The sequence below is a fragment of the Caenimonas aquaedulcis genome, from assembly GCF_015831345.1.
In the GTDB taxonomy this organism is placed as follows: domain Bacteria; phylum Pseudomonadota; class Gammaproteobacteria; order Burkholderiales; family Burkholderiaceae_C; genus Ramlibacter; species Ramlibacter aquaedulcis.
Genome location: NZ_JADWYS010000001.1, coordinates 3964818 through 3988172, shown reverse-complemented (window position 1 = coordinate 3988172; position 23355 = coordinate 3964818). Strand labels below are relative to the sequence as shown.

26 protein-coding genes are annotated in these 23355 nt (G+C 68.8%); 4 read left to right on the top strand and 22 right to left on the bottom strand.

Annotation, left to right across the window (positions count from 1 at the left end; all coding sequences use genetic code 11):
• Positions 1-16: 16 nt before the first annotated feature.
• The 5 genes from I5803_RS19195 to edd all read right to left on the bottom strand — a co-directional run bounded on the left by I5803_RS19195 (position 17) and on the right by edd (position 5024).
• On the bottom strand, positions 17-475 hold the full coding sequence (locus tag I5803_RS19195; protein WP_196987916.1) for a hypothetical protein: 459 nt from the start codon (positions 473-475) through the stop codon (positions 17-19).
• Positions 476-552: 77 nt separating this feature from the next.
• Positions 553-1689: an extracellular catalytic domain type 1 short-chain-length polyhydroxyalkanoate depolymerase gene (locus I5803_RS19190; protein WP_231402464.1), complete on the bottom strand. Its 1137-nt coding sequence runs from the start codon at positions 1687-1689 to the stop codon at positions 553-555.
• A gap of 160 nt (positions 1690-1849) precedes the next feature.
• The gene (locus I5803_RS19185; RefSeq protein ID WP_196987914.1) at positions 1850-2539 is read right to left on the bottom strand and encodes a class I SAM-dependent methyltransferase; all 690 of its coding nucleotides are present in this window, start codon (positions 2537-2539) and stop codon (positions 1850-1852) included.
• A gap of 44 nt (positions 2540-2583) precedes the next feature.
• Positions 2584-3219 (bottom strand): bifunctional 4-hydroxy-2-oxoglutarate aldolase/2-dehydro-3-deoxy-phosphogluconate aldolase, encoded by a 636-nt coding sequence (gene eda / locus I5803_RS19180; protein ID WP_196987913.1) that lies wholly within the window; start codon positions 3217-3219, stop codon positions 2584-2586.
• Positions 3210-5024, bottom strand: a complete 1815-nt coding sequence (gene edd, locus I5803_RS19175; protein WP_196987912.1) for a phosphogluconate dehydratase — start codon at positions 5022-5024, stop codon at positions 3210-3212. The genes eda and edd overlap by 10 nt, the downstream gene beginning before the upstream one ends.
• A 127-nt stretch (positions 5025-5151) precedes the next feature.
• Between edd and I5803_RS19170 the strand changes: the two genes are divergently transcribed.
• Positions 5152-5742: a gamma-glutamylcyclotransferase gene (locus tag I5803_RS19170; RefSeq protein WP_231402463.1), complete on the top strand. Its 591-nt coding sequence runs from the start codon at positions 5152-5154 to the stop codon at positions 5740-5742.
• A gap of 144 nt (positions 5743-5886) precedes the next feature.
• On the opposite strand, the gene I5803_RS19165 is transcribed toward I5803_RS19170, so the two are convergent.
• Genes I5803_RS19165 through I5803_RS19150 form a run of 4 tightly spaced genes read right to left on the bottom strand, consistent with a single transcriptional unit; the run spans position 5887 to position 10059 of the window.
• The gene (locus tag I5803_RS19165) at positions 5887-6429 is read right to left on the bottom strand and encodes a nucleotidyltransferase family protein (RefSeq protein WP_354001689.1); all 543 of its coding nucleotides are present in this window, start codon (positions 6427-6429) and stop codon (positions 5887-5889) included.
• The gene (locus I5803_RS19160; RefSeq protein ID WP_196987911.1) at positions 6426-7406 is read right to left on the bottom strand and encodes an XdhC family protein; all 981 of its coding nucleotides are present in this window, start codon (positions 7404-7406) and stop codon (positions 6426-6428) included. Before I5803_RS19160 ends, I5803_RS19165 begins: the two co-directional genes overlap by 4 nt.
• A gap of 16 nt (positions 7407-7422) precedes the next feature.
• The gene (locus I5803_RS19155) at positions 7423-9579 is read right to left on the bottom strand and encodes a xanthine dehydrogenase family protein molybdopterin-binding subunit (protein ID WP_231402462.1); all 2157 of its coding nucleotides are present in this window, start codon (positions 9577-9579) and stop codon (positions 7423-7425) included.
• Between the two features lie 12 nt (positions 9580-9591).
• Positions 9592-10059 (bottom strand): (2Fe-2S)-binding protein, encoded by a 468-nt coding sequence (locus I5803_RS19150; RefSeq protein WP_196987910.1) that lies wholly within the window; start codon positions 10057-10059, stop codon positions 9592-9594.
• Positions 10060-10211: 152 nt separating this feature from the next.
• Here I5803_RS19150 and pdxH point away from each other — a divergent pair, with 152 nt between their 5' ends.
• From pdxH to I5803_RS19135, 3 genes are all read left to right on the top strand, one after another.
• Positions 10212-10859, top strand: coding sequence for a pyridoxamine 5'-phosphate oxidase (gene pdxH, locus I5803_RS19145; RefSeq protein ID WP_196987909.1), 648 nt, complete (start codon positions 10212-10214; stop codon positions 10857-10859).
• 75 nt (positions 10860-10934) lie between these two features.
• Entirely contained in the window at positions 10935-11159 is a 225-nt protein-coding gene (locus I5803_RS19140) for an AbrB/MazE/SpoVT family DNA-binding domain-containing protein (protein WP_196987908.1), read from the top strand.
• Positions 11156-11542: a type II toxin-antitoxin system death-on-curing family toxin gene (locus I5803_RS19135; RefSeq protein ID WP_196987907.1), complete on the top strand. Its 387-nt coding sequence runs from the start codon at positions 11156-11158 to the stop codon at positions 11540-11542. Before I5803_RS19140 ends, I5803_RS19135 begins: the two co-directional genes overlap by 4 nt.
• Positions 11543-11571: 29 nt before the next feature.
• Here the strand turns inward: I5803_RS19135 and I5803_RS19130 are convergent, their stop codons facing one another.
• The 13 genes from I5803_RS19130 to I5803_RS19070 form a co-directional block, all read right to left on the bottom strand.
• A complete protein-coding gene (locus tag I5803_RS19130) occupies positions 11572-12522 on the bottom strand; it encodes an AEC family transporter (protein WP_196987906.1) in 951 nt (316 codons plus the stop codon).
• Between the two features lie 19 nt (positions 12523-12541).
• Positions 12542-13084, bottom strand: coding sequence for a peptide-methionine (S)-S-oxide reductase MsrA (msrA, locus tag I5803_RS19125; protein ID WP_196987905.1), 543 nt, complete (start codon positions 13082-13084; stop codon positions 12542-12544).
• A gap of 73 nt (positions 13085-13157) precedes the next feature.
• Positions 13158-13400: a GlsB/YeaQ/YmgE family stress response membrane protein gene (locus I5803_RS19120; protein WP_196987904.1), complete on the bottom strand. Its 243-nt coding sequence runs from the start codon at positions 13398-13400 to the stop codon at positions 13158-13160.
• Positions 13401-13522: 122 nt separating this feature from the next.
• Positions 13523-14380 carry an isocitrate lyase/PEP mutase family protein gene (locus tag I5803_RS19115; protein ID WP_196987903.1) on the bottom strand — a complete coding sequence of 286 codons (858 nt, stop codon included), beginning with the start codon at positions 14378-14380 and terminating at the stop codon, positions 13523-13525.
• Complete coding sequence (locus I5803_RS19110; protein ID WP_196987902.1) at positions 14377-15783, bottom strand: FAD-dependent oxidoreductase; 1407 nt, start codon at positions 15781-15783, stop codon at positions 14377-14379. The genes I5803_RS19115 and I5803_RS19110 overlap by 4 nt, the downstream gene beginning before the upstream one ends.
• A 7-nt stretch (positions 15784-15790) precedes the next feature.
• Complete coding sequence (locus I5803_RS19105; protein ID WP_196987901.1) at positions 15791-17263, bottom strand: dihydroorotase; 1473 nt, start codon at positions 17261-17263, stop codon at positions 15791-15793.
• Complete coding sequence (locus tag I5803_RS19100) at positions 17260-17769, bottom strand: LeuD/DmdB family oxidoreductase small subunit (protein ID WP_196987900.1); 510 nt, start codon at positions 17767-17769, stop codon at positions 17260-17262. Before I5803_RS19100 ends, I5803_RS19105 begins: the two co-directional genes overlap by 4 nt.
• On the bottom strand, positions 17766-19058 hold the full coding sequence (locus tag I5803_RS19095; protein WP_196987899.1) for a 3-isopropylmalate dehydratase large subunit: 1293 nt from the start codon (positions 19056-19058) through the stop codon (positions 17766-17768). Before I5803_RS19095 ends, I5803_RS19100 begins: the two co-directional genes overlap by 4 nt.
• On the bottom strand, positions 19055-20005 hold the full coding sequence (locus I5803_RS19090) for a tripartite tricarboxylate transporter substrate binding protein (protein ID WP_196987898.1): 951 nt from the start codon (positions 20003-20005) through the stop codon (positions 19055-19057). Before I5803_RS19090 ends, I5803_RS19095 begins: the two co-directional genes overlap by 4 nt.
• A 33-nt stretch (positions 20006-20038) precedes the next feature.
• Positions 20039-20758: an ABC transporter ATP-binding protein gene (locus tag I5803_RS19085; RefSeq protein ID WP_196987897.1), complete on the bottom strand. Its 720-nt coding sequence runs from the start codon at positions 20756-20758 to the stop codon at positions 20039-20041.
• A complete protein-coding gene (locus tag I5803_RS19080; protein WP_196987896.1) occupies positions 20755-21522 on the bottom strand; it encodes an ABC transporter ATP-binding protein in 768 nt (255 codons plus the stop codon). Before I5803_RS19080 ends, I5803_RS19085 begins: the two co-directional genes overlap by 4 nt.
• Entirely contained in the window at positions 21515-22483 is a 969-nt protein-coding gene (locus tag I5803_RS19075; protein WP_196987895.1) for a branched-chain amino acid ABC transporter permease, read from the bottom strand. The genes I5803_RS19080 and I5803_RS19075 overlap by 8 nt, the downstream gene beginning before the upstream one ends.
• Positions 22480-23352, bottom strand: coding sequence for a branched-chain amino acid ABC transporter permease (locus tag I5803_RS19070; RefSeq protein WP_196987894.1), 873 nt, complete (start codon positions 23350-23352; stop codon positions 22480-22482). Before I5803_RS19070 ends, I5803_RS19075 begins: the two co-directional genes overlap by 4 nt.
• Positions 23353-23355: the final 3 nt, after the last annotated feature.

Here is a 23355-nt window from a genome sequence, read left to right as displayed (position 1 = left end):
GCGCACCGGGCGGCCCCTACTTCTTCTGCGCCTCGCGTTCCTTGAGGATCGCTTCCTTGTCGTCCGGGTCGTAGCTGATGCCGCCGCACTTCTCGTTGTGCGCGAGCAAGCCCTTGTTCAGCGCCTCGAGGTCGGCATTGAACGCGTCGGCGTTGGCCTTCGCGGCCTGCACCTTCACGTTGTGCGCCTTCACCTTGCGGCCGAAGCGGTCGATCTTGCGCTGGTCGTCGCCGAGCGTCTTCTGCTCTTCGGCCATCTCCGCCTGCTCGGCGCGGATGGCGTCCGCCTCTTCCTTGTTCTTCGCGCTGCGGCCTTCGAAGGACTTGCGCCGGTCGGCGAGCTCGGCTTCGGAGTTCATGCAGGCGCGCAACTCGTCGCGCGTGACGAGCTTCTTGGTCTGGGCGTGCAGGCCGCTCGCGGTGAAACCGGCGAGTGCGAACACGGGAATGAGGACGGAGAGTTGCAGGGCTTTCATGTCGGGATATCGAGGCGGCTCGTGGCCGGGTGGATGGGCTGGCGCCGGGTGTGCGCCGGTGAGCCCGACATGTTAATTCACACCGGACGCTGCGTGGCCAGGCGGTGCTGGAGGAAGAAGTCCAGCATCGCGGCCGACGCATCCGGTCCCTGGGGATCGGTGTAGGTTCCGGCCGCGCGACCGCCCGACCATGCGTGCGGCGCGCCGACGATCTCCCAGCTTTCCACCCACGGCTGTCCTTCCGCCGAGCTGTGGACCGCGCGGCGCACCGTGCGGCTCGAGGCGCCCGTCGGGCCGGGGCGCGAACTCAGCGGCACGCCCTTCGCATCGGCCGCGGACACGGCCTCCTGCACGATGCGCTTGCCGTTGCCCGGATGCACCGTGCGATCGGAATTGCCGTGGAACACGATGGTCGGCACCGCGATGCCGGCCCGGGTGGAGGGCGTGCGCTGCGCGGCGGGCTTGCGCATGGCAGACATCGCGCCCACGACATCCTGCGCCGATTGCGCGGGCAGGCCGGAGTGAACGCCCACGGCCGCGAACACATCGGGATAGAGCTGGCCCACGAGCGTCGCCATCGCGCCGCCGGCGGACAGGCCCGCGATGTAGATGCGCGAGGTGTCTCCGCCGTGGCGCGCCGCGACCTCGAGCGCGAGCGCCGCGATCATCGCCGGCTCGCCCGAATCGCGCCGCTGGTGAGCCGGTTCGAACCAGTTCCAGCAGCGCATGCTGTTGGCGTCCTGCCGCTGCTCGGGATAGACGACGAGGCAGCCGCGCACGGCCGCCAGCTCGTTCATCGCCGTGCCGGTGGCGAAGTCCGCGCCGTCCTGCGTGCAGCCGTGCAGCATGACGACGATGGGCAAGGGCGCGGAATCGTCCTGCCGGCCCGGCGTGTAGAGCCAGTAGGTGTACGGCTTGGCCCCGCCGTCGAAGGCGTGCCGTTCGAAAGACGCCGGGCCCGTGGATGAGGCGGGCGAGGGCTGCTCCGCGGCCGCCGCCGGCGCGCCGCCGGGAGAAGGCAATTCACGAAACGCGACGTCCGTGACGTCCGTGACGTCGGCGCGCGGCGCGCTGGGCGTTGGCGCGGGCGCGGGCTTCTCTCCGGCTGGGGCCCCGCGCTGGAGTGCCTGCTGGATGAGCTGCGTGGCTTCCTGCAGCCTGCCGCCACGGGTGAGTTCGGTGGCCTTGGCCAGTTCTTCGAGCGGGATGTACAAAATAGCCCCTTTGGTAATGCTGCACTGCAACATAGCTCATATCGAGCCTCGCGGGGGCGGATGCAAGCCCCGGGGCGCCAAACATTCTCGATTTGCGGCAATGGACTACGTCCATGCCCCCACGCGGTGCACGCGGGCACGCCGTTGGGAGACGCGCGGCTCATGCGGGACGGGAAGCCAGCAGGATCAACTCATCGGAGTCGTCGGTGGCGCCGTCCGGCGCCCGGCGCACTTCCATCTGCAACAACTCGAAGCCCGCGTCCATGACCTCGCGCACCAGCGCATTGGCGGCGCCGACATAGCGGGTCGCCACGCCATCGCGGCTGCAGACGCCGGTGTCGGGGTCGTAACCCACGCGGCTCGCCATGGCCGGCGGAAGTGCGTTGCACATGGTCCGCACGCACAGCACGCCGCCCGGCGCCAGCACCCGCCGCGCCGTGCCGAAGAAGCGCGCACGGTCTTCGCCGATGATGCAGTGCAGGCAGTGGCCGTCGAGCACGAGGTCGAACGCGGCATCGTGCAGGCCTTCCCCGTCGATCACGTTGCCGACCTCGAAGCTTGCGCTCACGGGGCCGGCAGCCGCGTGTTCGCGGGCCCAGTCGATCGCCGTGCGCGAGATGTCCACACCGTGCACCACGTAGCCGCGGGCCGCGAGGTATAGCGCGATGTTGCCGGCGCCGCAGCCCAGCTCCAGCACGCGGCCCTCGCGCGGAAACGCGGACCATCGCATGATTTCGTCCAGGATGTCGAGGTCGCGCGCCAGGCCTTGCGCGTCGTCCCAGCCTGCCCTCCCGGCTTGCGACCGGAGCCGTCGGTAGACCGCCTCGTGCCCCGCGTAATCGACCTGCATGGCCCTTCTCCTCGCGATGAGGAGGTCCATCGTAGCGGCTGGCCTCAGGAGCGCAAGGCCACGGCTTCGCGTGCGAGCTGCGTGATGCGCGCCCAGTCCCCGCGGGCGATGGCATCGGCCGGCGTCAGCCAGGAGCCGCCCACGCACGCGACATTGGACAGTGCGAGCAACTCGTGGGCGTTGGCGGCGGTGACGCCGCCCGTGGGGCAGAACACCACGTCGCCGAAGGGCCCCTGCCACGCCTTGAGCATCGCGGCGCCGCCGGCCTGCATCGCGGGAAAGAACTTGAGCGCCATGTAGCCGTCTTCCTGCGCGGCCATGATTTCGCCGCCGGTGGCCACGCCGGGCAGCAGCGGCAGCTCCAGCTCGTGGCAAGCCTTGCCGACGGCATGCGTGTAGCCCGGGCTCACGGCGAAGCGCGCGCCCGCCATGATGGACGCCTGCGCATCCGCCGCGCTGCGCACCGTGCCGGCGCCGGGCACGGCGTCCGGCACCTCGCGCGCGATCGCCTCGATGCACGCCAGCGCCACGGGCGTGCGCAGCGTGACTTCCAGCATGCGGATCCCACCCGCGACGAGCGCGCGCGCGAGCGGGACCGCGTGCGCGACGTCCGTGAGCACGATCACCGGGATCACGGCCGCATCGGCCATCACGTCACGCGCGGTCAGGGTCACAGCCATGTGCAGGCCCCCTCTTCCGCGGCGAGCGCGTTGCGGCGGAACGAGGCGAAGAGCTCGCGGCCCACGCCGAAGCCATTGGTGTCCTTGAGGGTGCCCGGCATGGACGCATTCTCGCGCGCCGCCCACTCGGCGTCCGGCACGAGCACCTGCAGCGTGCCGGCGGGCGCGTCGAGCCGCACCAGGTCGCCGTCGCGCACCTTCGCGAGCGGGCCGCCCGCCGCGGCTTCCGGCGACACATGGATCGCCGCCGGCACCTTGCCCGATGCGCCACTCATGCGGCCATCCGTCACCAGCGCCACCTTGAATCCCTTGCCCTGCAGCACGGCCAGCGGGGGCGTGAGCTTGTGCAGCTCCGGCATGCCGTTCGCCTGCGGGCCCTGCCAGCGCACCACGCACACCATGTCGCGCTCGAGCTCGCCCCCGTTGAAGGCGCGCAGCAATTCGTCCTGGCTGTTGAACACACGCGCGGGCGCTTCGACGACGTGCCTGTCCTCGGGGACGGCCGACACCTTGATCACGCTGCGCCCCAGGTTGCCGGTGAGAAGTTTCAAACCGCCGGTGGCGCTGAACGGCTCCGACGCGGGGCGCACGATGGTGGTGTCGCGCGATGGGCCGATGTCGGCCCAGCCGAGCTTTCCGGCGAGCGCCGGCTCCTTCGTGTACGCGCGAATCCCCTCTTCCCGCACCGTCAGCACGTCCCCGTGCATCAAGCCCGCATCCAGCAATTCACGAATGATGAACCCGGGCCCGCCCGCGGACTGGAACTGGTTCACGTCCGCGCTGCCGTTGGGGTACACGCGCGCCAGCAGCGGGACCGCCGCCGACAGCTGCGCGAAATCGTCCCAGTCGATGACGAGGCCCGCGGAGCGCGCGACGGCCACCCAGTGGATCAGGTGGTTGGTCGAACCGCCGGTCGCGAGCAGCGCGGACATCGCGTTCACGATCGCGCGTTCGTCCACCACTTGCCCGATCGGTGCGAAGCGGCGCGTCTTCGTGATGCCCAGCACCGTGCGCACCGCTTCGCGCGTGAGCTCCTCGCGCAGTTCGTTGCCGGGATTCACGAAGGCCGTGCCCGGCACGTGCAGCCCCATCGCCTCCAGCAGCATCTGGTTGCTGTTGGCGGTGCCGTAGAAGGTGCAGGTACCCGGCGCGTGGTACGCGGCCTGCTCCGCTTCGAGCAACGCCTCGCGGCCGACCAGGCCCTGCGCCGCCTTCTCGCGGACCTTGGCCTTCTCGTTGTTGGACAGGCCGCTGGGCATCGGACCCGCCGGCACGAACACGGTGGGCAGGTGGCCGAAGTGCAGCGCGCCGATGAGCAGGCCCGGCACGATCTTGTCGCAGATGCCGAGCATCAGCGCGGCGTCGAACACGTCATGGCTCAGCGACACCGCCGTGCTCATCGCGATCACATCGCGCGAGAACAGGCTGAGCTCCATGCCGGCCGTGCCCTGCGTCACGCCGTCGCACATCGCGGGCACGCCGCCCGCCACCTGCGCCGTGGCACCGAGCTTGCGTGCCTCGTCCTTGATGAGGTCCGGGTAGCGGCCGAGCGGCTGGTGCGCGGACAGCATGTCGTTGTACGAGTTGACGATGGCGATGTTCGGCGCGCGCTCCGCGACGACCTTGAACCGGTCGTCGGCGGGGATGCCCGCGAACGCATGGGCCACGTTCGCGCAGCCCATGCGGTCGGCGCCGCGGTCCCGGGCGGCTGCGGCGTCCAGTCGTTGCAGGTAGGCGTTTCGGTGCGGCGCGCTGCGCTCGCGGATGCGTTCGGTGACGGCACGGACGGCCGGATGGAGGGTCATGGGTGCGCGGGATCGGGTCGGTAACTTAATTACAGCCCATGGTACGCCGATGCGCGCCGCCCCGCCGTAACAAACCGGTTCCGTAACCGCGCAATCGCGCGTCCGCGCCGCGCTACAGTTGCTGCTCATGAGCGATCAGCCCTTGAAGCCGCTGCGCGATCCCGCGGCGATGCTGGACAAGACCTTGCACGAATGGGGCGGGCACGAGGACCTGTGGATCTTCGGCTACGGCTCGCTCATCTGGAGGCCGGATTTCGACTTCGCGGAGCGCCGCCCGGCCAAGGTCCACGGCTGGCACCGCGCATTGAAGATGTGGAGCCGCATCAACCGCGGTACGCCCGAGCGCCCGGGCCTCGTCTTCGGCATGCTCTCGGGCGGCTCGTGCCAGGGCATGGTGTTTCGCATCCCGCGCCAGCACGGCGCGGAGGTGCTGTCGAAGTTGTGGGCGCGCGAAATGGCGCTGGCCGTCTACGACCCGCGCTGGCTCACCTGCCACACGCCGCATGGGCCGGTGCAGGCACTGGCGTTCACGCTGTCGCGCAAGAGCCCGAGCCATACGGGCACGCTGACGGAAGAGGAGTACCGGCACATCTTCGAGAAGTCGACGGGGATCTACGGGACGACCTTCGAGTACGCGCACCGCACGTTCGAGGAATTGCAGCGGCACAACATCCGCGACAGGGGGCTGGAGAAGTTGCTGAGGTTGCTGCGGAGGTGACCGCCTTTCAGCTTGGCCGGACGCAGAATTCGCAGAGGTTACGCAGAAGGAAGACAAGAAAAATTCAAATGCATCTTGGCTTTTCTGGATTTCATTCTGCGTAACTTCTGCGAATTCTGCGTCCGGCCAAGTTCAAAAGAACTCTCATCGGCGCAGCAACAGCGCCTCCGCCCGCGCCAAGTCGTCCACCGTATCGATGTCCGTCACGATCCCCGGATCGTCGATGTCCAGCGTGAACACACCGCCCACGTCGCGCTGCGCACGCACCACGGTCGATGCGCCCAAGGGCCCGGTCAGGTCCAGCAACGCGTCACGGCATGCAGAACCGAACCCGACCGGATGTCCCTGGCGCCCGCCGTAGCGCGGCAGGACGACGGCATGGGACGCCACGGCCTGCGCCACCGCCGACAGCGTGGCTGCCTGCACCAGCGGCAGGTCGCCGGGCAGGATGAGCCAGCCGCTCGCGTCGCGCGTCGCGTGCACCGCGGCGGCGATGGAATCGCCCATGCCGGGATGGCCCTTGTCCTCCAGGTGCCAGCGCAGGCCGCTCGCGCGCACGGCATCCAGCGTGCGGTCCAGCACCGTCTTGCCGAACAGCATCGCTTCCAGCTTGGAACCTGTTCCCCCCGAGGCCTTGAACCGCTCTCCCCGCCCGGACGCCAGGACCAGGACGGCGGGGCCGCTCACGCGACGGTGCAGCCGGCTGCCGGTTGCGCCGCGACGGCCGCGTGGTTCTTGCGCTCGATGAGCTGCGCGAGGATGGACACCGCGATCTCCGCAGGTGTCTTCGCGCCGATGCGCAAACCCACCGGGCCGTGCAGCCGCGCGAGCTCGGCCTCGGTCAGGTCGAAATGCTCCGCGAGCCGCTTCCTGCGCGCGGCCTGGTTGCGCGTGGAGCCGAGCGCGCCCACGTAGAACGCATCGGAGCGCAGTGCCTCCAGCAGGGCCATGTCGTCGAGCTTGGGGTCGTGCGTGAGCGCGACGATGGCCGTGTGGGCGTCGCAGCGCAGTTCGCGCACGACGTCGTCCGGCATGCCCGGCACGTGCGTCGCGCCCGCGATCGCGAGCGTGCTCGCATACTCCTCGCGCGGATCGCACACCAGCACCTCGAAGTCCAGCAGTTGCGCCATCTGCGCGACCGCCTGCGACAGCTGCCCCGCGCCGATCAGCAGCAAGCGCCACTTCGGCCCGAACAAGGTCGTGAGGGTCGAGCCATCGAAGCGCATGCGCTCGTCGCGGGTGGCGGTGCCCAGCGTCACCGCGCCCGTGGCGAGCGTCAGGGTCCGCGCGACCAGCTCATGCGCCGCCGTGCGCGCCAACACGGATTCGATCCACGCGGTGTCGCGCACGGGCTCCTGCACCAGCCGCAGCGTGCCGCCGCACGGCAGGCCGAAGCGCGCCGCCTCTTCCTTGGTGACACCGTAGGCGATCATCGCCGGCGCGCCATGGCGCTCGCCGGACTTCACGCGCGCGATGAGGTCGTCCTCGACGCAGCCGCCCGAGACCGAGCCGCTCACCACGCCGTCGTCGCGCACGGCGAGAAGCGCCCCCGGGGGGCGCGGGGCGCTGCCCCAGGTTTCCACGACGGTGACCAGCGTCACGCCGTGCCCGGCGCGCCGCCATTGCAGCGCATCGCCGAGCACGCGCAGGTCGAGACTCTCCATGACTTCCTTTACGGCTTCAGGCCATGCGGATCGCGTCGGCCGTCATCGGGAGTTTACGCACCCGCTTGCCGGTGAGCCTGGCCACCGCGTTCGCGATCGCCGGCACCACCACGGCCGTCGCGGGCTCGCCGATGCCGCCGGGCTTCTCCGTGCTCTGGACGAGGATGATGTCGATGGCCGGGGCCTCGTTCATCCGCACCAGCGGGAACTGGTGGAAGTTGGTCTGCTGCACGCGGCCCTTCTCGAGGGTGATCTCCTGCATCAGCGCCGCGCCCATGCCGAACACCACGCTGGACTGGATCTGCGCCTCGACCGTGTCGGGGTTCACCATGCGGCCGGTGTCCGCCGCCACCGTCACGCGGTGCACGCGCACGCCGCCCGATGCGTCCAGGCTCACCTCGGCCACCTGCGCCATGTAGGTGTCGTAGCCTTCCATGAGCGCGATGCCGTGCGCATGGCCCGCCGGCAGCGGCTTGCCCCAGCCGGCCTTGTCCGCGGCGAGCTTGAGCACGTTCGCGAAGCGCGGCTGCGAAGCGAGCATGGACATGCGGTACTGGTACGGATCCTGCCCGGCCGACTTCGCGAGTTCGTCGATGAAGCTCTCGTTGGCGAAGGCGTTGAGCAGGTGGCTCACCGAGCGCCAGTAGCCCACGCGCAGGCCGGCGTCGTGCTTGATGTGCTCGTGCCGGAACGCCGGGATGGCGTAGGGCGCCACCGCCGCCTCGGTCATCAGCGCATCGGGCTCCGACTCGGGCAGGCCGAACACGCGGCCGGTCACCGACTGCGAGGTGAGGCGGAAGGTCATCGCGGTCGGCTTGCCGTCCGCGCCGAGCGACGCGGCGAGCTGGTGCACCGATTGCGGCCGGTAGAAGTCGTGCGTCATGTCGTCCTCGCGCGTCCACACGAGCTTGACCGGCTTGCCCACCGCCCTGGAGATCTGCGCGGCCTGCACGATGAAGTCCAGGTCGATGCGCCGGCCGAAGCCGCCGCCCAGGAAGGTCGTCTGCACGCCGATGTCCTCGGGCTTCATGTCCAGCGCCTTCGCCACCGCGCCCTGCGCGCCGTCCTGCCACTGCGTCGGGCCGATCAGCAGCATCTTGCCGTTGGCGTAACTCGCCGTGAAGTTCATCGGCTCGAGCGGCGAGTGCGACAGCAGCTGGCTCACGTACTCGGCGCGCACCACCTTGTTCGACGCCGCGATGACGCCCTCCGGATCGCCCGCGGACTTGATCGGGATCGGCTTGCCGGTCTTCGACGCGGCGCGCGTGCTCTCGAGCATGCTGGTGTGCGACAGCGAGGCGCCCTTGCCCTCGTCCCACACGATGGCCACGGCCTTGCGTGCCTGGTTCGCACGCCACCAGCTGTCCGCCACCACGGCGACGCCGTCCGGGATCTGCACGACGTCGATCACGCCGGGCATGCCCTTCGCCTTCGACGCATCGAAGCTCCTGACCGTGCCGCCGATCACGGGGCATTGTTCGAGCGCGGCGTAGACCATGCCGGGCAGCTTCACGTCGATGCCGAATTCCGCCGTGCCATTGACCTTGGCCGGCGTGTCCAGGCGCCTGGTGCGCTTGCCGACGATGCGGAAGTCCTTCGGGTCCTTCACCGACACCTTCATCGGCAGCGGCAACTTCGACGCCGCCTCGGCCAGCTCGCCGTAGGTGGCCTTCATGCCGCGCGGGCCGAGGATCATGCCGTTGTCCGCCCGGATGTCGGCGCGGTCGACGTTCCACTTCGTCGCGGCCGCGCTGATCAGCATCTCGCGCACCTGCGCGCCCGCCGTGCGCAGCGACTCCCAGCCGTCGCGCACGGAGGTCGAGCCGCCGGTGAGCTGCGTGCCGCCGAGCAGCGCGTTGCCGTACAGCTTGGCATCGGGCGGGGCCATCGCGACCTTGATGTTGCGGATGTCGACGTTGAGCTCTTCGGCCAGCAGCATCGGCATGGACGTGTAGACGCCCTGCCCCATCTCGGAGCGGGCGGAGATCAGCGTGATCGTGTTGTCGTCGGCGATGTGCACCCACGCGTTGGGCGTGTGCATCGTGCCGGCGGCCCTGGCGCTTTTCAGCGCGGTGAGCGAGACGCCCACCATCAACCCGCCGGCGACGACGGCGGTGGTCTTCATGAAATCGCGGCGCGAGGCCTGCGCAAGGGTGTGCATGACAGAGCTCATGGTGTGTCCTCCTCAGGCTTTGCGCATCGAAGCGGCGGCATCCTTGATGGCGGCGCGCACGCGGGGATAGGTGCCGCAGCGGCAGATGTTGCCGCTCATCGCGTTGTCGATGTCGGCGTCGCTCGGGTTCCTGTTCGCCGCGAGCAGCGCTGCCGCGCTCATGAGCTGGCCGGACTGGCAGTAGCCGCATTGCGGCACGTCGTGCTTGATCCACGCGACCTGCAGCGGATGCGTGTTCGCGGTGCCGGAGAGGCTCTCCACCGTCGCCACCTTGCGACCGCTCACCGCCGACACGGGCGTCTGGCAGGAGCGCACCGGCTGGCCGTCGAGGTGCACGGTGCAGGCGCCGCACAGCGCCATGCCGCAGCCGAATTTCGTCCCCGTCATGCCCAGCTCGTCACGGATCACCCAGAGCAGCGGAGTGTCCGCCTCCGCCTGGGCCGTTACGGCTTTCCCATTGAGGTTGAACGCCACGCTCATGCTTGTCTCCTTGTGTTGAGCTAGATGGAGCGCAGCGTATGCCGATGAACAGCAAAGTTCATCGGGTTAACCCTGAACGGGCACTTCCTTCGCAATTTGATACAGCTGAGCTGGAGCCGAGCCGTCACGCGCTCGATGAGAGAATTCCCGCCATGAGCACAACTTCTTCCCGCGTGGCCGACCTGCGCAAAAGCTACGAGCGCGCGGAGCTGAGCGAGGACGCTTCGCACGCCGACCCCCTGAAGCAATTCGACCAGTGGCTCACCGAGGCGATCAGCGGCGAGGTGCCCGAGCCGAACGCCATGACCCTGGCCACGGTGGCGAGCGACATGCGCCCGAGCACGCGCATCGTGCTGGTGAAGGGCTACGACGAGCGCGGCGTCGTCTGGTACACGAATTACGAGAGCCGCAAGGGCCAGGAGCTCGCGGGCAATCCGTATGCGTCGCTTCAGTTCCACTGGGTGGAGCTGGAACGGGTGGTGCGTATCGAGGGCCGGGTGGAGAAGACGAGCGCGCAGGAAAGCGACGCGTACTTCGCGTCGCGCCCGCTCGATTCCCGCATCGGCGCGTGGGCTAGCCCGCAAAGCCAGGTGATCCCCAATCGCGGCGTGTTGGTGGCGAATGCGGCGAAGTACGGCGCGCAGTTCATGCTGAACCCGCCGCGTCCACCGCATTGGGGAGGCTACCGGCTGGTGCCGGACGAGTGGCAGTTCTGGCAGGGGCGCAAGAGCCGGTTGCATGACCGGTTGCGGTATCGGCGGGGGGATGGTGGCTGGGTGCGGGAGCGACTGGCGCCTTAAGCAAGACCCGGCTGGGCTTGCGGTGCGGAGAACGCTGTAGTATAACTACCGTTATAACTGAATTGCAGTACCGCCATGCACATGCTCAAACTCACCCAAATCGGCAATTCCGTCGGCGTCATCCTGCCCAAGGAAGCCTTGTCCAGGTTGCGCCTTGCCAAGGGCGAAAGCGTTTTCCTGACCGAAACGCCCGAAGGCTATGCGTTGACGCCATACGATCCTGCCCTGGAAGAACAGATCCAGGCGGGACGGGAGTTCATGCGTGAATTCCGGGACACGTTCCATCAGCTCGCTAAATGAGCTGGCGCTGGATTTCCCGCCAGGCATTGCTACTCCTGCACGCCGAAAGTCTTTCTGAGCATGGAGGAGGCGAAGGGTTGCGCGACGCCGGGCTGCTCGAGTCGGCTCTTGCGCGACCCGAAAACCTTGCCGCCTACGGAACCCCCGATGTCGCGAGCCTGGCCGCCAGCTACGGATTCGGCCTCGCGAAGAATCATCCCTTCATCGACGGCAACAAACGCGCCGCCTTCCTGTCGGTCGGTATGTTTCTCTTCCTGAATGGATTTCGCCTGCAAGCGTCTCAGGCTGACGCAACCCTCACCATGCTGTCAGTCGCCGCAGGCGACATCACCGAAGACGAGTTTGCGGCGTGGATTCGCGAGCACGTTGTCAAGCGCAAGTAGAACAGGACGCAGATGCCACGCCCACCCACTCACCCGATCAAAGTCAGCACTGCCATGACCACCGTGAGCGTCACCAGCCCCAGCATCGTCGACATCGCCACGCTGGCCGTCACGAGTTCTTCCGCCACCCCATAGCGCTGCGAAAACAGGAACACGTTCGCGCCGATCGGTAGCGCCGCCGCCAGCACCATCACCGCCAGCGGCGCGCCCGACAGGCCGATCGCCCATCCGGCCACCGCGACGACGGCCGGATGCACCAGGTTCTTCACGAGCGACAGCGACAGGGCGCTGCGCCAGTTCGCGCCGATGGGCGTGGCGGCCAGCGTCGCGCCCACCAGCAGCAGCGCGAGCGGGCCGAACGCGCCCGAGAGCAGCTTCAGGGGCATGTCGATCACCGCCGGCATCGCCAGGCCGCTCCAGGAAAACAGCAGGCCCGCGATGATCGGCAGCGGGACCGGATGGATGATCGTGTTGCGAACCGCGAGCAGCACGGTGTGCGCGAAGTGCCGTTCGCTGCGCCGGCCCGCCGCGGCATCTTCCCGCAGCATCGCCAGCTCCAGCAGGACGGTCGCGGACGTCAGCATGATGAGCGCGTGGACCGAGATCAGCGTGAAGAGCAGCACCAACCCCGGCTCGCCGTAGGCAAGGCCCACGAGCGGAATGCCGATCATCACCGTGTTGGTATAGGTGTTGGCCAGGCCCAGCACCGCGCCGCGGCGGTTGAAGCCGAGCACCGCGAGTGTCACGGCGAAGATGAGGCCGCTGCCGATGAAGTACGCGCCCAGCGGCCGGAAGTCCAGCTTGTCGAGATGCACGGACGCCATCGTGCGAAAGAGCAGCGGCGGCGTGAGCACCACGAAGACGAGCGTGGAGAGCTGCTTCAGGCCCTCGCCGACCAGCCAGCGGCGCCGGCCCGCGAAGAAGCCGACCGCCGCCAGCAGGAACACCGGGAGCAGCGCGGAAACGACCGGATGGTTCAATGCCGGGGCACGCAGCCGTTCAGTCTTTGGACAGCTCTTTGAAGGTCTTGCGGAACTTGGCCACCTTCGGCCCCGCGACCGCCATGCAATAGCCCTGGTTCGGGTTCTTTTCGAAGAAGTCCTGGTGGTACTCCTCGGCCGGCCAGTAGTTGTCCATGGGGAGGACTTCAGTGACGATCGGCTTGCCGAAGGTATTGTCTTTCGTCATCTCCGCGATGATCTGCTGCGCGACCTCCTTCTGCTCGGGCGTCGTGTAGTAGATGCCGCTGCGGTATTGCGTGCCGCTGTCGTTGCCCTGGCGGTTCAGCGTGGTCGGGTCGTGGATGACGAAGAAGATCTCCAGGATCTGCCGCGTGGTGATCTGCGCCGGGTCGTAGGTGAGCTTGACCACCTCGTTGTGGCCCGTCGTGCCCGTGCACACCTGCTCGTAGCTCGGGCGCTGCGCCTGGCCGTTGCTGTAGCCCGATTCGACGTCGGTCACGCCGCGCACCTTGACGTACACCGCCTCGGTGCACCAGAAGCAGCCGCCGCCCAGCACGAGGGTCTGCGTGGATGTGGACATGGTTTCTCCATTGAAAACGGTAAGTCGCCGCGAAAGGGCGCCATCTTACGCGCGGGCAACGAAGCGCGCAGCGCTAGCGGTCGCGCTGCTTGCCCTTGCTCTGCTTGAGCGTTCCCACCTTGCCGCGCATCACGGACAGCAGCGCCACCATGACGACCGCGCCGACGACCGCAAAGCCGAGCGAGCTCGCGTGGAAATCCTTGTCGTTCACCACGCCGCCGTGGAGCATGGAGACGAGGAAGTCCCCGCCGAGGAAGGCGCCGAACACGCCCACGAGGACGTTCTCGATGAGGGCGCCCCGCCCATGGCGCTTCATGGCGAAGACCGAAGCCCAGCCGACCAGGCCGCCGACGACACACCAGATATAGGGATTGATGGCAGCTCCGGGGAAAGACCCATCATGTTCCTTTTCGGCAGCCGGTGTTTTCGCCCGGCAGATCAGCCTTCGTAGCGGCGGCCGGTCTCCAGCAACGCGGGCGTCCCGATCACCCGGTTCAGCCCGTCGAAATCGAGCATCCGCGCGGCCCACGGTCCCGTGGTGCCATGGGTCTTCAGGCTCGCGTAATAACCCTGCAGCGTGTGGGCCACTGCCCGCGCGGTGCCGCCGGGGAAGATCACGATGCGAAAGCCGCGCCTTCCGAGCGCGTCGGCACTTTGCACCGGCGACTGGCCGCCTTCCACCATGTTGGCCAGCAGCGGCACGCGCTGCGAGAATCGTGCGCAGGCCGCATCCATCTGGTCGGCCGAGCGCAGCGCTTCCACGAACAAGGCATCGACGCCGCACTCGAGGTAGCGCTCGGCCCGCTCCAGCGCGGCATCCAGTCCCTCGACGGCCAGCGCATCGGTTCGCGCGAGGATGAGCGTGCCGGGCGAGCGCCGCGCATCGAGCGCCGCCCGCAGCTTGCCCTGCATTTCCGCCACCGGCACCACCGTCTTGCCTTCGAGGTGGCCGCAGCGCTTGGGGAAGGTCTGGTCCTCGATCTGGATCATCGCGGCGCCGGCGCGCTCGAACTCGCGCACCGTGCGCTGCGTGTTCAACGCATTGCCGAAGCCGGTGTCGGCATCGACGATCACCGGGCAGGACACGCGGTCGGTGATGAGGGCCAAAGTCTGCGCGATTTCGCTGGCCGTGGTGAGGCCCACGTCCGACCGTCCCAGCCGCGTGTACGCGATCGATGCGCCCGACAGGTAGAGCGCCTCGAAGCCGGCCTGCTCGGCCACGAGGGCGCTGAGCGCGTCGTAGATGCCCGGTGCCAGCAAGGGCTGGGGGGACTCGAGGCGTTGTTTCAGGTTCATGGAGATTCCTTGTTGGTGAGCCACTGCGTTGCGGTGCGCGCCGCGATCGCGCCGCCCGCCACGGCGCTCAGCAGCCCGTTGCCCGAGAGATAACCCCACACGGCGTTGCCCGACACGCCGCGCGCCGCGCCGCCCGCCGCGAGCAGATTCGGCCAGGGCGTGCCGTCACGCCCCAGCACCCTGCATTGCGTGTCGATGTCCAGTCCGCCCTGGGTGTGGAACAGCGCGCCGGTCACTTTCACCGCGTGGTAAGGCGGCGCTAGCGCGCGCGTGAACCTGCGGCCATCGGTCGATACCTCGCCATCGCGAACGCTGTCCAGGGTGGCGCGCAAGGCCCCCGCGCTGCAGCCGATCAGCCTCGCCAGGGCCTCGGTATCGGGTGCGCGGTGGACCGCCCCTGCAGACTGCGCCTCGCGAAAATCCGGAAACTCCTGCGCAAAGGCCAGCAGCCGGTCGTCCAGAACGTTCCAGGCGACGCCGCCGGGCTGCGCCAGCACATGCACCGCGGCTTCGGAGTAGCCCTGCGTTTCATCGTGAAAACGCCGGCCTTCGCGGTTGACCTGGATCGCGCCTTCCATCATCAGGGCCCACGACACCAGCACGCCTTGCGGCACCGCCCAGGACCCATGGCCCTGGTAGCCGCCCAGGTCGGCCAGGCGCGCGCCGAGCGCACGGCCCCAGGCGATGGCACTGCCGTCATTGCCCGCATGGCCTGCGAAAGTGGCCTCGGCCATCTCGGGCAGCAGTTCGCGCACCAGCGCCCTGTCGCCGCCGAAGCCGTTGCAGGCCAGCAGGACGGCCCCGCAGCCGAGCTGTTCCATGCGGCCGTCGGGGCGCAGGAAGCCCAGGCCTGTGACCTGCCCGTCATCGCCGATCCAGAGTTCGCGCGCCAACGCGCCGGTCATCACCGCCACGCCTGCCGCATCGGCGGCGCGCCGCAAGCGGCTCATCAAGCCCGCGCCGGATCGCTCCGGCACGGCGTGCATGCGCAGGGCGGTGTGGCCGGGATAGAGAAAGCCCTCCAGCAATTCCCATTGCAGGCCGTGATTCGCCTCCAGCGCATCGAGCGCCGGTCCGATCTTGCGGGCATACGCGCGTGCGAGATGCGGCGCGGCCGTGCCATGGGCTTTCGCCTGGATGTCGCGCTCGAACTGGCCGGCGCTGTCCTCGATGCCGCGCGCCTTCTGCACGCGCGTTCCCGGCGCGGGAATGAAGCCGGACGACAAGGCCGTGGAGCCGGAAGGCGCGGCGTCGCGCTCCAGCACCACGCACTCGATGCCCGCATCCGCCAGCATCAAGGTCGCCGTGAGGCCGCACGCGCCGCCGCCGACGATGGCGACGGGTATCCACGGCGCCCCCTGCGGCTTGCCGCTGCGCACGACACAGGGCGCTGCGCCGGACATGGCAGCCTCAGGCCGTGGGCCGGAACAGGTATTGGCCGGTCGGTTTGCCCAGCACGTTGCCGTCCTGGTAGATGAGCCGGCCGCGCAGGAAGGTTTCCTCCACGCGCGCCGAGAGCTCCAGCCCCTCGAACGGTGTGTAGCCCTGCGTGGACGGCGAGTTCTTCGCCGAGATGGTCCAGGTCTTCGCCGGGTCCACCAGCGCGATGTCGGCATCGAAGCCCTCGGCGATGTCGCCCTTGCGGTTCAGCCCGTAGCGTTGCGCCGGGTTCCAGCTCGTCACCTGCGCCATGTGGTTGTAGCTCATGCCCCGGCGCGTGCCTTCGCTCACCAGGGAGGGCATCAGGTACTCGGTGCCGCCGAACCCGCTCTTGGCCATCCAGATGTTGCCGAAGTAGCGCCTGGGAACCTTCATCTCGTGACGGCAGCAGGCGTGGTCGCTCACCACCCAGTCCAGCTCGCCGGCCAGCAGCGCCTCCCACAGGAACTCCACGTCCTCGCGCGGCCGGATCGGCGGATTGACCTTCGCGAGTTCGGCGGCGCGGCTGTTGATGTCCAGCATCAGGTGGCCGATGGTCACCTCGCGCCTGAAGTCGATGTGCGGGAAGGTTTCGGCCATCATCATCGCGGCCTGCACCGCCTTGCGCGAACTGAGGTGCAGCAGGTTGATGTTGGGCAGCGCCGTCTCGTGGGCCAGGTAGCTCGCGATGAAGACCGCCAGGCCCTCCGAGTGCTGCGGCCGCGAGGCGCTGTAGGCCGCGAGACCCTTCTGCGACTTGTCCTTCTCGACGATCTTCGTGTAGGCCGTCATGATCTCGGCCGTCTCGCAGTGCAGCGACAGGGAGATCTGCGAGGCGCGTTCGGGGAATTTCTCGCGCGCCGCCTGGATGCCGCGCATGATGAACTCGAAATGCGCGTAGTCGTAGCGCTCGTTCTCGCCGATCATGAGGAACTGCTTTTGCGCGTCGCTCGCCCCGTGCAGGCCGTGCGAGCCGTAGAACATGAAGATCTTGAAGCTGGACACGCCGTGCTTGTCGATGAGCATCGGGATCTCGTCGATGTGCGTGGCATCCATCGGTGCGAGGTGGAAGCCGTAGTCCACATGGAAGCGCCCCTTGCTCGCCTTGAGCACCTCCGGGTAGAACTTCTTGTACGGCCCGCCCTTGTTCAGGTAGTACTGGCCGGTGCGAAAGTAGTTCAGGCTGGAGGTCACGCCGCCCATCGCCGCGGCCTTGCTCTCGCTCACTGCGTCTTCCTCCAGCGGCGAGTAGATGCCGCTGTGCATGTGCGCATCCACCACGCCGGGGAAGGCGAGGCGCCCCCGGCCGTCGTGCACCGTCTTCGACAGGGTGACGTCGATGCCGGGCGCGACCTTGGCGAAGCGGCCGTCCTTGATGGCGATGTCGCTCTCGTGCACCGTGTTGCCGTGCGGGCGAACCACCCGCACGTTCTTGATCAGCAAGTCGTAGGTATTTGCGCTCATGAAGAAGTCCCCGGATGAAAACGTTGTTGAAGCTGGGCCAGCAGGCCGCCCGCCTCGACCATGTCGAGCAGGAAGCCGGCGATGGGTTCGCAGGCAAGGACCTCGCCGCCCTCGCGCACGACGCGCCCCGCGCGGGCATCGAACGCGATGCGCTCGCCCTCGGCGATGGCGCCGGCCTCGGCGCACGTGAGCAGCAACATGCCCACGTTGAAGGCGTTGCGAAAGTAGAGGCCGCTGAACGAAGGCGCCACGACCGCGGCGACGCCCAGGTGCACCAGCACGGAAGCGGCCTGCTCGCGCGAGGAGCCGATGCCGAAGTTGGGCCCGGCCACCACCACGTCGCCGGGCCGCACGCCGGCCGCGAACTCGGGGCGCACAGACTCCAGGCAATGCGCCGCGATGACCTCGATGCCGTGCTTCATGGCGTGCCCGGGCGCCAGCGCGTCCGTGTCCACGTCCGCGCCCAGGCGCCAGGCGCGCGCGCCGGCGGCACGGCTGGCGCTCATGGCGCGAGCTCCCGCATGAGCTCGCGCGGATCCGTGATCACTCCGCGCAGCGCGGAAGCGGCGACGGTATAGGGAGAGGCCAGGTAGACCTGCGCGGTCGGCGAACCCATGCGGCCGCGGAAGTTGCGCGCGGTGCTGGAAATGACGGTGGTGTCGTCGCCCAGCGTTTCCCCATAGCCCGCGCAGGCGCCGCAGGCGGTGGGAAACAACTGCGCGCCGGCATCGGTCAAAACCTGCAGCACGCCTTCTTCCCGCGCGGCCTCCTGGTCCTTCAGGCTCGCGGGCGCGACCATCAGCCGCACGCCCGGCGCGACCCGCCGCCCGCGCAGCAGCTGTGCCGCGGCGCGCAGGTCGTCGAGCTTCGCGCCCGTGCAGGCGCCGATATAGGCGACGTCCACCGGCGTTCCCTGGAAGTGGCCCACGCCCCGGGCATTGGCGGGGCTGTGCGGCGCGGCGACGTAGGGCTCGAGCGCCGCGGCCTCGAAGCGGTGTGTCTCGCAGCTCGGCGCGTCGATGGCCTCCTCGTCCGTGTGCAGCGCCGCGATGTCCACCGGCGGTGCGCCCGTGGCGGCGAGCCACTGCATCGTCGTTTCGTCGGGCGCGATCAAGCCCGCCTGCGCGCCGAGTTCAGCGCTCATGTTCGACAGCGTCATGCGCTCTGCCATGGAGAGTGCCCGCACCGCGTCCCCGCAGAACTCCACCGCCTGGTAGCGTCCGCCGTTCATGCCGAAGCGGCCGATCATGTGCAGCATCATGTCCTTGGCGACGACGCCGGGGGCGAGCCGGCCGTCCCATTGCATGCGGATCGTGCCGGGCACGCGCAGCCAGATTTCCCCGGTGACGACGACCCCCAGCATCTCGGTGCTGCCGATGCCGAACATGTAGGCGCCGAACGCACCGCCGGTGGGCGAATGCGAATCGCCGCCGACGCAGAACATGCCCGGGCGGATGTGGCCGTGCTGCGGCACCACGACATGGCAGATGCCCTGGCTGTCGTACACGTGGGGCAGGTGCTGGTCGCGCGCCCAGTCGCGCGCGATGCGCACGATGCGGCGGGACTCCTCGTCGCGCTCGGGCACGTAGTGGTCCATCACCAGGACGATCTTCGAGGTGTCCCAGACCGAGGCGCCCAGCGCCTGCAGCATCGGCTGCAGTCGGCGCGGCCCCGACGAGTCGTGGAACATCGCCAGGTCGACCAGGCAGTTGACGATCTCCCCCGGGCGCACCTCGTCCTTGCCGGCCGCGCGCGCGATCAGCTTCTGCGCGAGGGTCTGTGGCGCCACGCTCATTCGGGACGGGCTCCGGAAAACTTGACGACCTTGGCCCAGCGCTGGATCTCGGCGTGCACGAAGCGCGCGAATTCGTCCGGCGAGTTGCCCACCGGCGTCGCGCCTTCGGCCTCGATGCGGCGGCGCACTTCCGAGGTCGCGATGGCCTGCCGCGCCGCATCGCTCAGGTGCTTCGCCAGCTCGGGGCTCATCCGGCCCGGCCCGAACAGGCCGAACCACGCGCTCGATTCGTAGCCGGGCAGCACCTCGCCGATCGCCGGCACCTCGGGAAAGGCGGCGAGGCGCCGCGGGCTGGTGACGCCCAGCGCCTTCAGCTTGCCGGCGCGCAGGTAGGCCTGCGCGTTGCCGACGTTGGCGAACATCATCTCCACCTGTCCCGCGAGCACGTCCTGCATCGCGGGCGCCGTCCCGCGGTAAGGAATGTTCACGATGTAGGCGCCCGACATCATCTTGAACGCGTCTCCCGCCAGGTGCACCGACGAGCCCACGGATCCGATGGCGAAGTTCAGCTTGCCCGGCCGCGCCTTGGCCAGCGCGATCAACTCCTGCAGCGAATTGGCCGGCAGCGACGGATGCGCCACCAGCACCGCCGGCGAGGTGGACACCATGGTGAGCGGCGTGAAGTCCTTTTCCGGGTCGAAGGGCAGGCTGGCGTAGAGCGAGGCATTGATCGCATGGCTCGTGAAGCTCATGAGGAGCGTGTTGCCGTCGGGGGCCGCCTTGGCCACGGCATCCGCGGCGATGTTGCCGCCCGCGCCGGGCCGGTTCTCCACGACCACGGGACGCCCGAGGATCTTTCCGAGCTCCACCCCGAGCGTGCGCGCCATGGTGTCGGTGGTGCCGCCCGCCGGCGCACCCACGAGGATGCGCACCGGCCCGGTTTGCGCGCGAAGCGCGGGGAGGGCGAGCAGGCCGGCCGATGCAGCCAGGAGTTCACGTCGTTTCATGCAGGCACCTTCGTTTTTTCGGGTTCGTATCCATCACATGCCCAGGTAGGCGCGCCGCAGAGCATCGGTGCCCAGCAGTTGCGAGGGCAGGCCGGCAAAACGGATCGCGCCGTTTTCCATCACGTATGCACGATCCACCACTTCCAGCGACTGCCCGACGTTCTGCTCGACCAGCAGCACCGCGAGGCCGCCGTCCCGCAGGCGGCGGATGAGGGTGAACAGCTCCTCCACGAGCAGCGGCGACAGGCCCAGCGAAGGCTCGTCGAGGATCAAGAGGCGCGGCTGCGCCATCAGGCCGCGGCCGATCGCGAGCATCTGCTGCTCACCGCCGCTCAGCGTGCCTGCCAGCTGGCGCGAGCGCTCGCGCAATCGGGGAAACAGTTCGAACGCCTTGTCGATGTTGGCAGCCCGGCGCTCGCGGGCGCGGGTGAACGCGCCGAGTTCCAGGTTTTCCATCACGGTGAGGTTGGGGAAGATGCGGCGGCCCTCGGGCACCTGGATCAAGCCGGCTTTCACCACGTCGCGATAGTGGGCGCCGGTGATGTCGGCGCCATCGAAGCCGACTTGGCCGGCCCACGGTGCATAGAGGCCGCTCATCACATTGTTCAGCGTGCTCTTGCCCGCGCCGTTGCTCCCGAGCAGGGCCACGGCCTCGCCCTCGCCCACCTGCAGGTCGATGCCGCGCAGCACCTCGACCGCGCCATAGCCGGCATGCAGCCCACGCACGTCCAGCAGCGCGGGTGCGGCGCTCATGGGCGCACCTCCGCGGCACGCAGGCGCGCCGCCATGCCGTGGCCCAGATAAGCCTCGATCACACGCTCGTCGCGCGTCACCTCGGCAGGCGTGCCATTGGCGATCAGCTGGCCTTGCGCCAGCACCCACACGTGCTGCGCCAGGTTCATCACCGCCTGCATCACATGTTCGATCATCAGCACCGTGATGCCGCTGTCGGCAATGCCGCGCACGACCGGGATCATCTGCGCGATCTCGCTGGGGTTCAGGCCGGCCAGCACCTCGTCCAGCAGAAGCAGTTGCGGCCGGGTCGCGAGGGCGCGCGCCAGTTCGAGGCGCTTGCGCCCAGCCACCGTCAGGTCGGAGGCCGGCTTGTCCAGCTGCGATGCGAGCCCCACGCGCTGCGCCACTTCCTCGGCCTGCGCGAGGGCTTCGCGGCGGCCCAACGTGCGCAGGTGCGCGCCCACCGCGATGTTCTGGCGCACGGTCTGCTGCGCGAAGGGCTGGACGATCTGGAAGGTGCGCGTCATGCCGAGCGCGGCATTGCGGTGCGGCGCCTGCCCGGTGATGTCCTGTCCCTGGAATCGCACGGTGCCGCGGTCGGGTTTCAGGAAGCCGGACACCAGCGCGAACAGGGTGGTCTTGCCCGCGCCGTTGGGCCCGATCAGGGCGCTCAGGCTTCCCCGCGGCACGTCAAGGCGCACGTCGTTCACGGCGCACAGCCCGCCGAACGAGCGCGAGACGCCCTGCACCGACAGCACGGCGTGCGTGGCGGCGTCATTCACGGGGCGACTCCTTGCTGCGCGCGCGGCGCCAGCGCACCGGCACGCCGATGCCCGCGATGCCGCGCGGCACGAACATCACGATCAGCACCAGCACCACGCCGTAGATCACCATGTTGATGCCGGGCAGCTGGCCGAAGAGGTTGCGCGTGAAGTCTGCCAGCACATGCAGCGCGAGCGCGCCGAGCACGGGGCCCCACAAGGTGCCCATGCCGCCGACGATGGCCGCCACCAGCGCCTCCACCGAGGTGCCCGGACCGAAGGCGATGCCCGGGTCGATGTACTGGAACACCTGCACGTAGAAGGCGCCGCCCGCGCCCATCAGCGCGCCCGACAGGCCGATGGCCGCGAGCTTGACGCGAAACGGGTCGACGCCCACGGCCCGTGCGGCGTCCTCGTTGTCGCGCACGGCCTGCAGGTACGCGCCGAAGCGCGAGTGGCGCAGCCACGCGCTCACCAGCAGCGCCACCGCGACCAGCGACAGCACGAGCCAGAGGTAGCCCGCGCGCGTGGCGAATTGCATGTTGGCGGCGGACTCGCGCAGCGGCACCATCAAGCCCACCCCGCCGCCCGTGAAAGGGACCGACAGCGCCAGGACGCGGAACACCTCCGCGAAAGCGAGCGTCACCAGCGCGAAGTAGGAGCCCTTGAGCCCGTAACGGAAGGAGAGCGCACCGACGACCGCGCCGACCGCGGCGCTCGCGAGCAGCGCGAGCGGCAGCGCCGCCCAGGGATTCATGCCGAGCTGCTGGGCGATGGCCTGCACGTACGCACCGGTGCCGAAGAAGAGTGCGTGGCCGAAGGAGAACTGGCCGCCGAAGCCGCCCAGGATGTTCCAGGCCTGCGCGAGCAGGCAGGCATACAAGGCCATCATGATGAAATTGAGCACGACGCCGGACTGCGTCACCAGCGGCGCGCAAGCCACCAGCGCGACGAACAGGGCGATGGCAGCGAGGTCCCTCATGCGCGCGCCCCGAACAGGCCCTGCGGACGGAACAGCAGCACCGCGATGAAGAGCGCGAAGATTCCGATCTGCCCCAGCGACTCTCCGAAGTACAGGCCGCCCAGCGACTCCACCACGCCCACCAGCAGGCCCCCCACCAGCGCGCCCGCGAAGCTGCCCATGCCACCCAGCACGACGATGGTGAAAGCCACGAGCACGAAGCCGCTGCCGACCTGCGGGTTGACGTAGTAGGCCGGCAGCAGGAAGCAGGCGGCCGCGCCCAGGCAGGCCAGGCCGATGCCGAAACTCATGGCATACACATGGTCCACGTCGATGCCCATCAGCCGCGCGCCCTGCTTTTCTCTGGCGACGGCGCGGATCGCGCGGCCGAGGTCGGTCCTGGCCATCAGCAGCATCAGGAGGGCCGACACCACCAGCGCGCCCGCGAAGGAAATCAGCTTGGGCAGCGCGATCGTCGCCGGGCCGATCGCCACCGTGCTCAGCGTGTAGGCGGTCTCGATCGTGCGGGTATCGCTCTTGAACGCCAGCAGCGCGAGGTTCTCCATCACGATCGCGAGGCCCAGGGTCACCAGCAGGATGTTCTCGTCCTTGCCGTGGCTCGCGCGGTTGATCACCACGCGCTGCAGCAGGTAGCCGAGCGCGAACATGCCCGGCACCACCGCGACCAGGGCGAGGTAGGGGTCGATGCCCAGCTTCTCCTTGAGCAGGTACACCGCGTACAGCGCCAGCATCAGCGACGCGCCATGCGCGAAATTGATGATGTGCAGCACGCCGTAGATCAGGGTGAGGCCCAGGGCCACCAGCGCGTAGACGGCGCCGGTGGTCAGGCCGTTCAGCAGCGCCGGGAACAGGATGCCGAAGTCGAGCATGCG

Bases quoted from the DNA above. Each gene is read 5' to 3' on its own strand.
- I5803_RS19195 (WP_196987916.1), bottom strand. From the start codon at position 475: ATGAAAGCCCTGCAACTCTCCGTCCTCATTCCCGTGTTCGCACTCGCC.
- I5803_RS19185 (WP_196987914.1), bottom strand. From the start codon at position 2,539: ATGCAGGTCGATTACGCGGGGCACGAGGCGGTCTACCGACGGCTCCGG.
- eda (WP_196987913.1), bottom strand. From the start codon at position 3,219: ATGGCTGTGACCCTGACCGCGCGTGACGTGATGGCCGATGCGGCCGTG.
- edd (WP_196987912.1), bottom strand. From the start codon at position 5,024: ATGACCCTCCATCCGGCCGTCCGTGCCGTCACCGAACGCATCCGCGAG.
- I5803_RS19170 (WP_231402463.1), top strand. From the start codon at position 5,152: ATGAGCGATCAGCCCTTGAAGCCGCTGCGCGATCCCGCGGCGATGCTG.
- I5803_RS19160 (WP_196987911.1), bottom strand. From the start codon at position 7,406: ATGGAGAGTCTCGACCTGCGCGTGCTCGGCGATGCGCTGCAATGGCGG.
- I5803_RS19155 (WP_231402462.1), bottom strand. From the start codon at position 9,579: ATGAGCTCTGTCATGCACACCCTTGCGCAGGCCTCGCGCCGCGATTTC.
- I5803_RS19150 (WP_196987910.1), bottom strand. From the start codon at position 10,059: ATGAGCGTGGCGTTCAACCTCAATGGGAAAGCCGTAACGGCCCAGGCG.
- pdxH (WP_196987909.1), top strand. From the start codon at position 10,212: ATGAGCACAACTTCTTCCCGCGTGGCCGACCTGCGCAAAAGCTACGAG.
- I5803_RS19140 (WP_196987908.1), top strand. From the start codon at position 10,935: ATGCACATGCTCAAACTCACCCAAATCGGCAATTCCGTCGGCGTCATC.
- I5803_RS19135 (WP_196987907.1), top strand. From the start codon at position 11,156: ATGAGCTGGCGCTGGATTTCCCGCCAGGCATTGCTACTCCTGCACGCC.
- msrA (WP_196987905.1), bottom strand. From the start codon at position 13,084: ATGTCCACATCCACGCAGACCCTCGTGCTGGGCGGCGGCTGCTTCTGG.
- I5803_RS19120 (WP_196987904.1), bottom strand. From the start codon at position 13,400: ATGAAGCGCCATGGGCGGGGCGCCCTCATCGAGAACGTCCTCGTGGGC.
- I5803_RS19115 (WP_196987903.1), bottom strand. From the start codon at position 14,380: ATGAACCTGAAACAACGCCTCGAGTCCCCCCAGCCCTTGCTGGCACCG.
- I5803_RS19110 (WP_196987902.1), bottom strand. From the start codon at position 15,783: ATGTCCGGCGCAGCGCCCTGTGTCGTGCGCAGCGGCAAGCCGCAGGGG.
- I5803_RS19105 (WP_196987901.1), bottom strand. From the start codon at position 17,263: ATGAGCGCAAATACCTACGACTTGCTGATCAAGAACGTGCGGGTGGTT.
- I5803_RS19100 (WP_196987900.1), bottom strand. From the start codon at position 17,769: ATGAGCGCCAGCCGTGCCGCCGGCGCGCGCGCCTGGCGCCTGGGCGCG.
- I5803_RS19095 (WP_196987899.1), bottom strand. From the start codon at position 19,058: ATGAGCGTGGCGCCACAGACCCTCGCGCAGAAGCTGATCGCGCGCGCG.
- I5803_RS19090 (WP_196987898.1), bottom strand. From the start codon at position 20,005: ATGAAACGACGTGAACTCCTGGCTGCATCGGCCGGCCTGCTCGCCCTC.
- I5803_RS19085 (WP_196987897.1), bottom strand. From the start codon at position 20,758: ATGAGCGCCGCACCCGCGCTGCTGGACGTGCGTGGGCTGCATGCCGGC.
- I5803_RS19075 (WP_196987895.1), bottom strand. From the start codon at position 22,483: ATGAGGGACCTCGCTGCCATCGCCCTGTTCGTCGCGCTGGTGGCTTGC.
- I5803_RS19070 (WP_196987894.1), bottom strand. From the start codon at position 23,352: ATGCTCGACTTCGGCATCCTGTTCCCGGCGCTGCTGAACGGCCTGACC.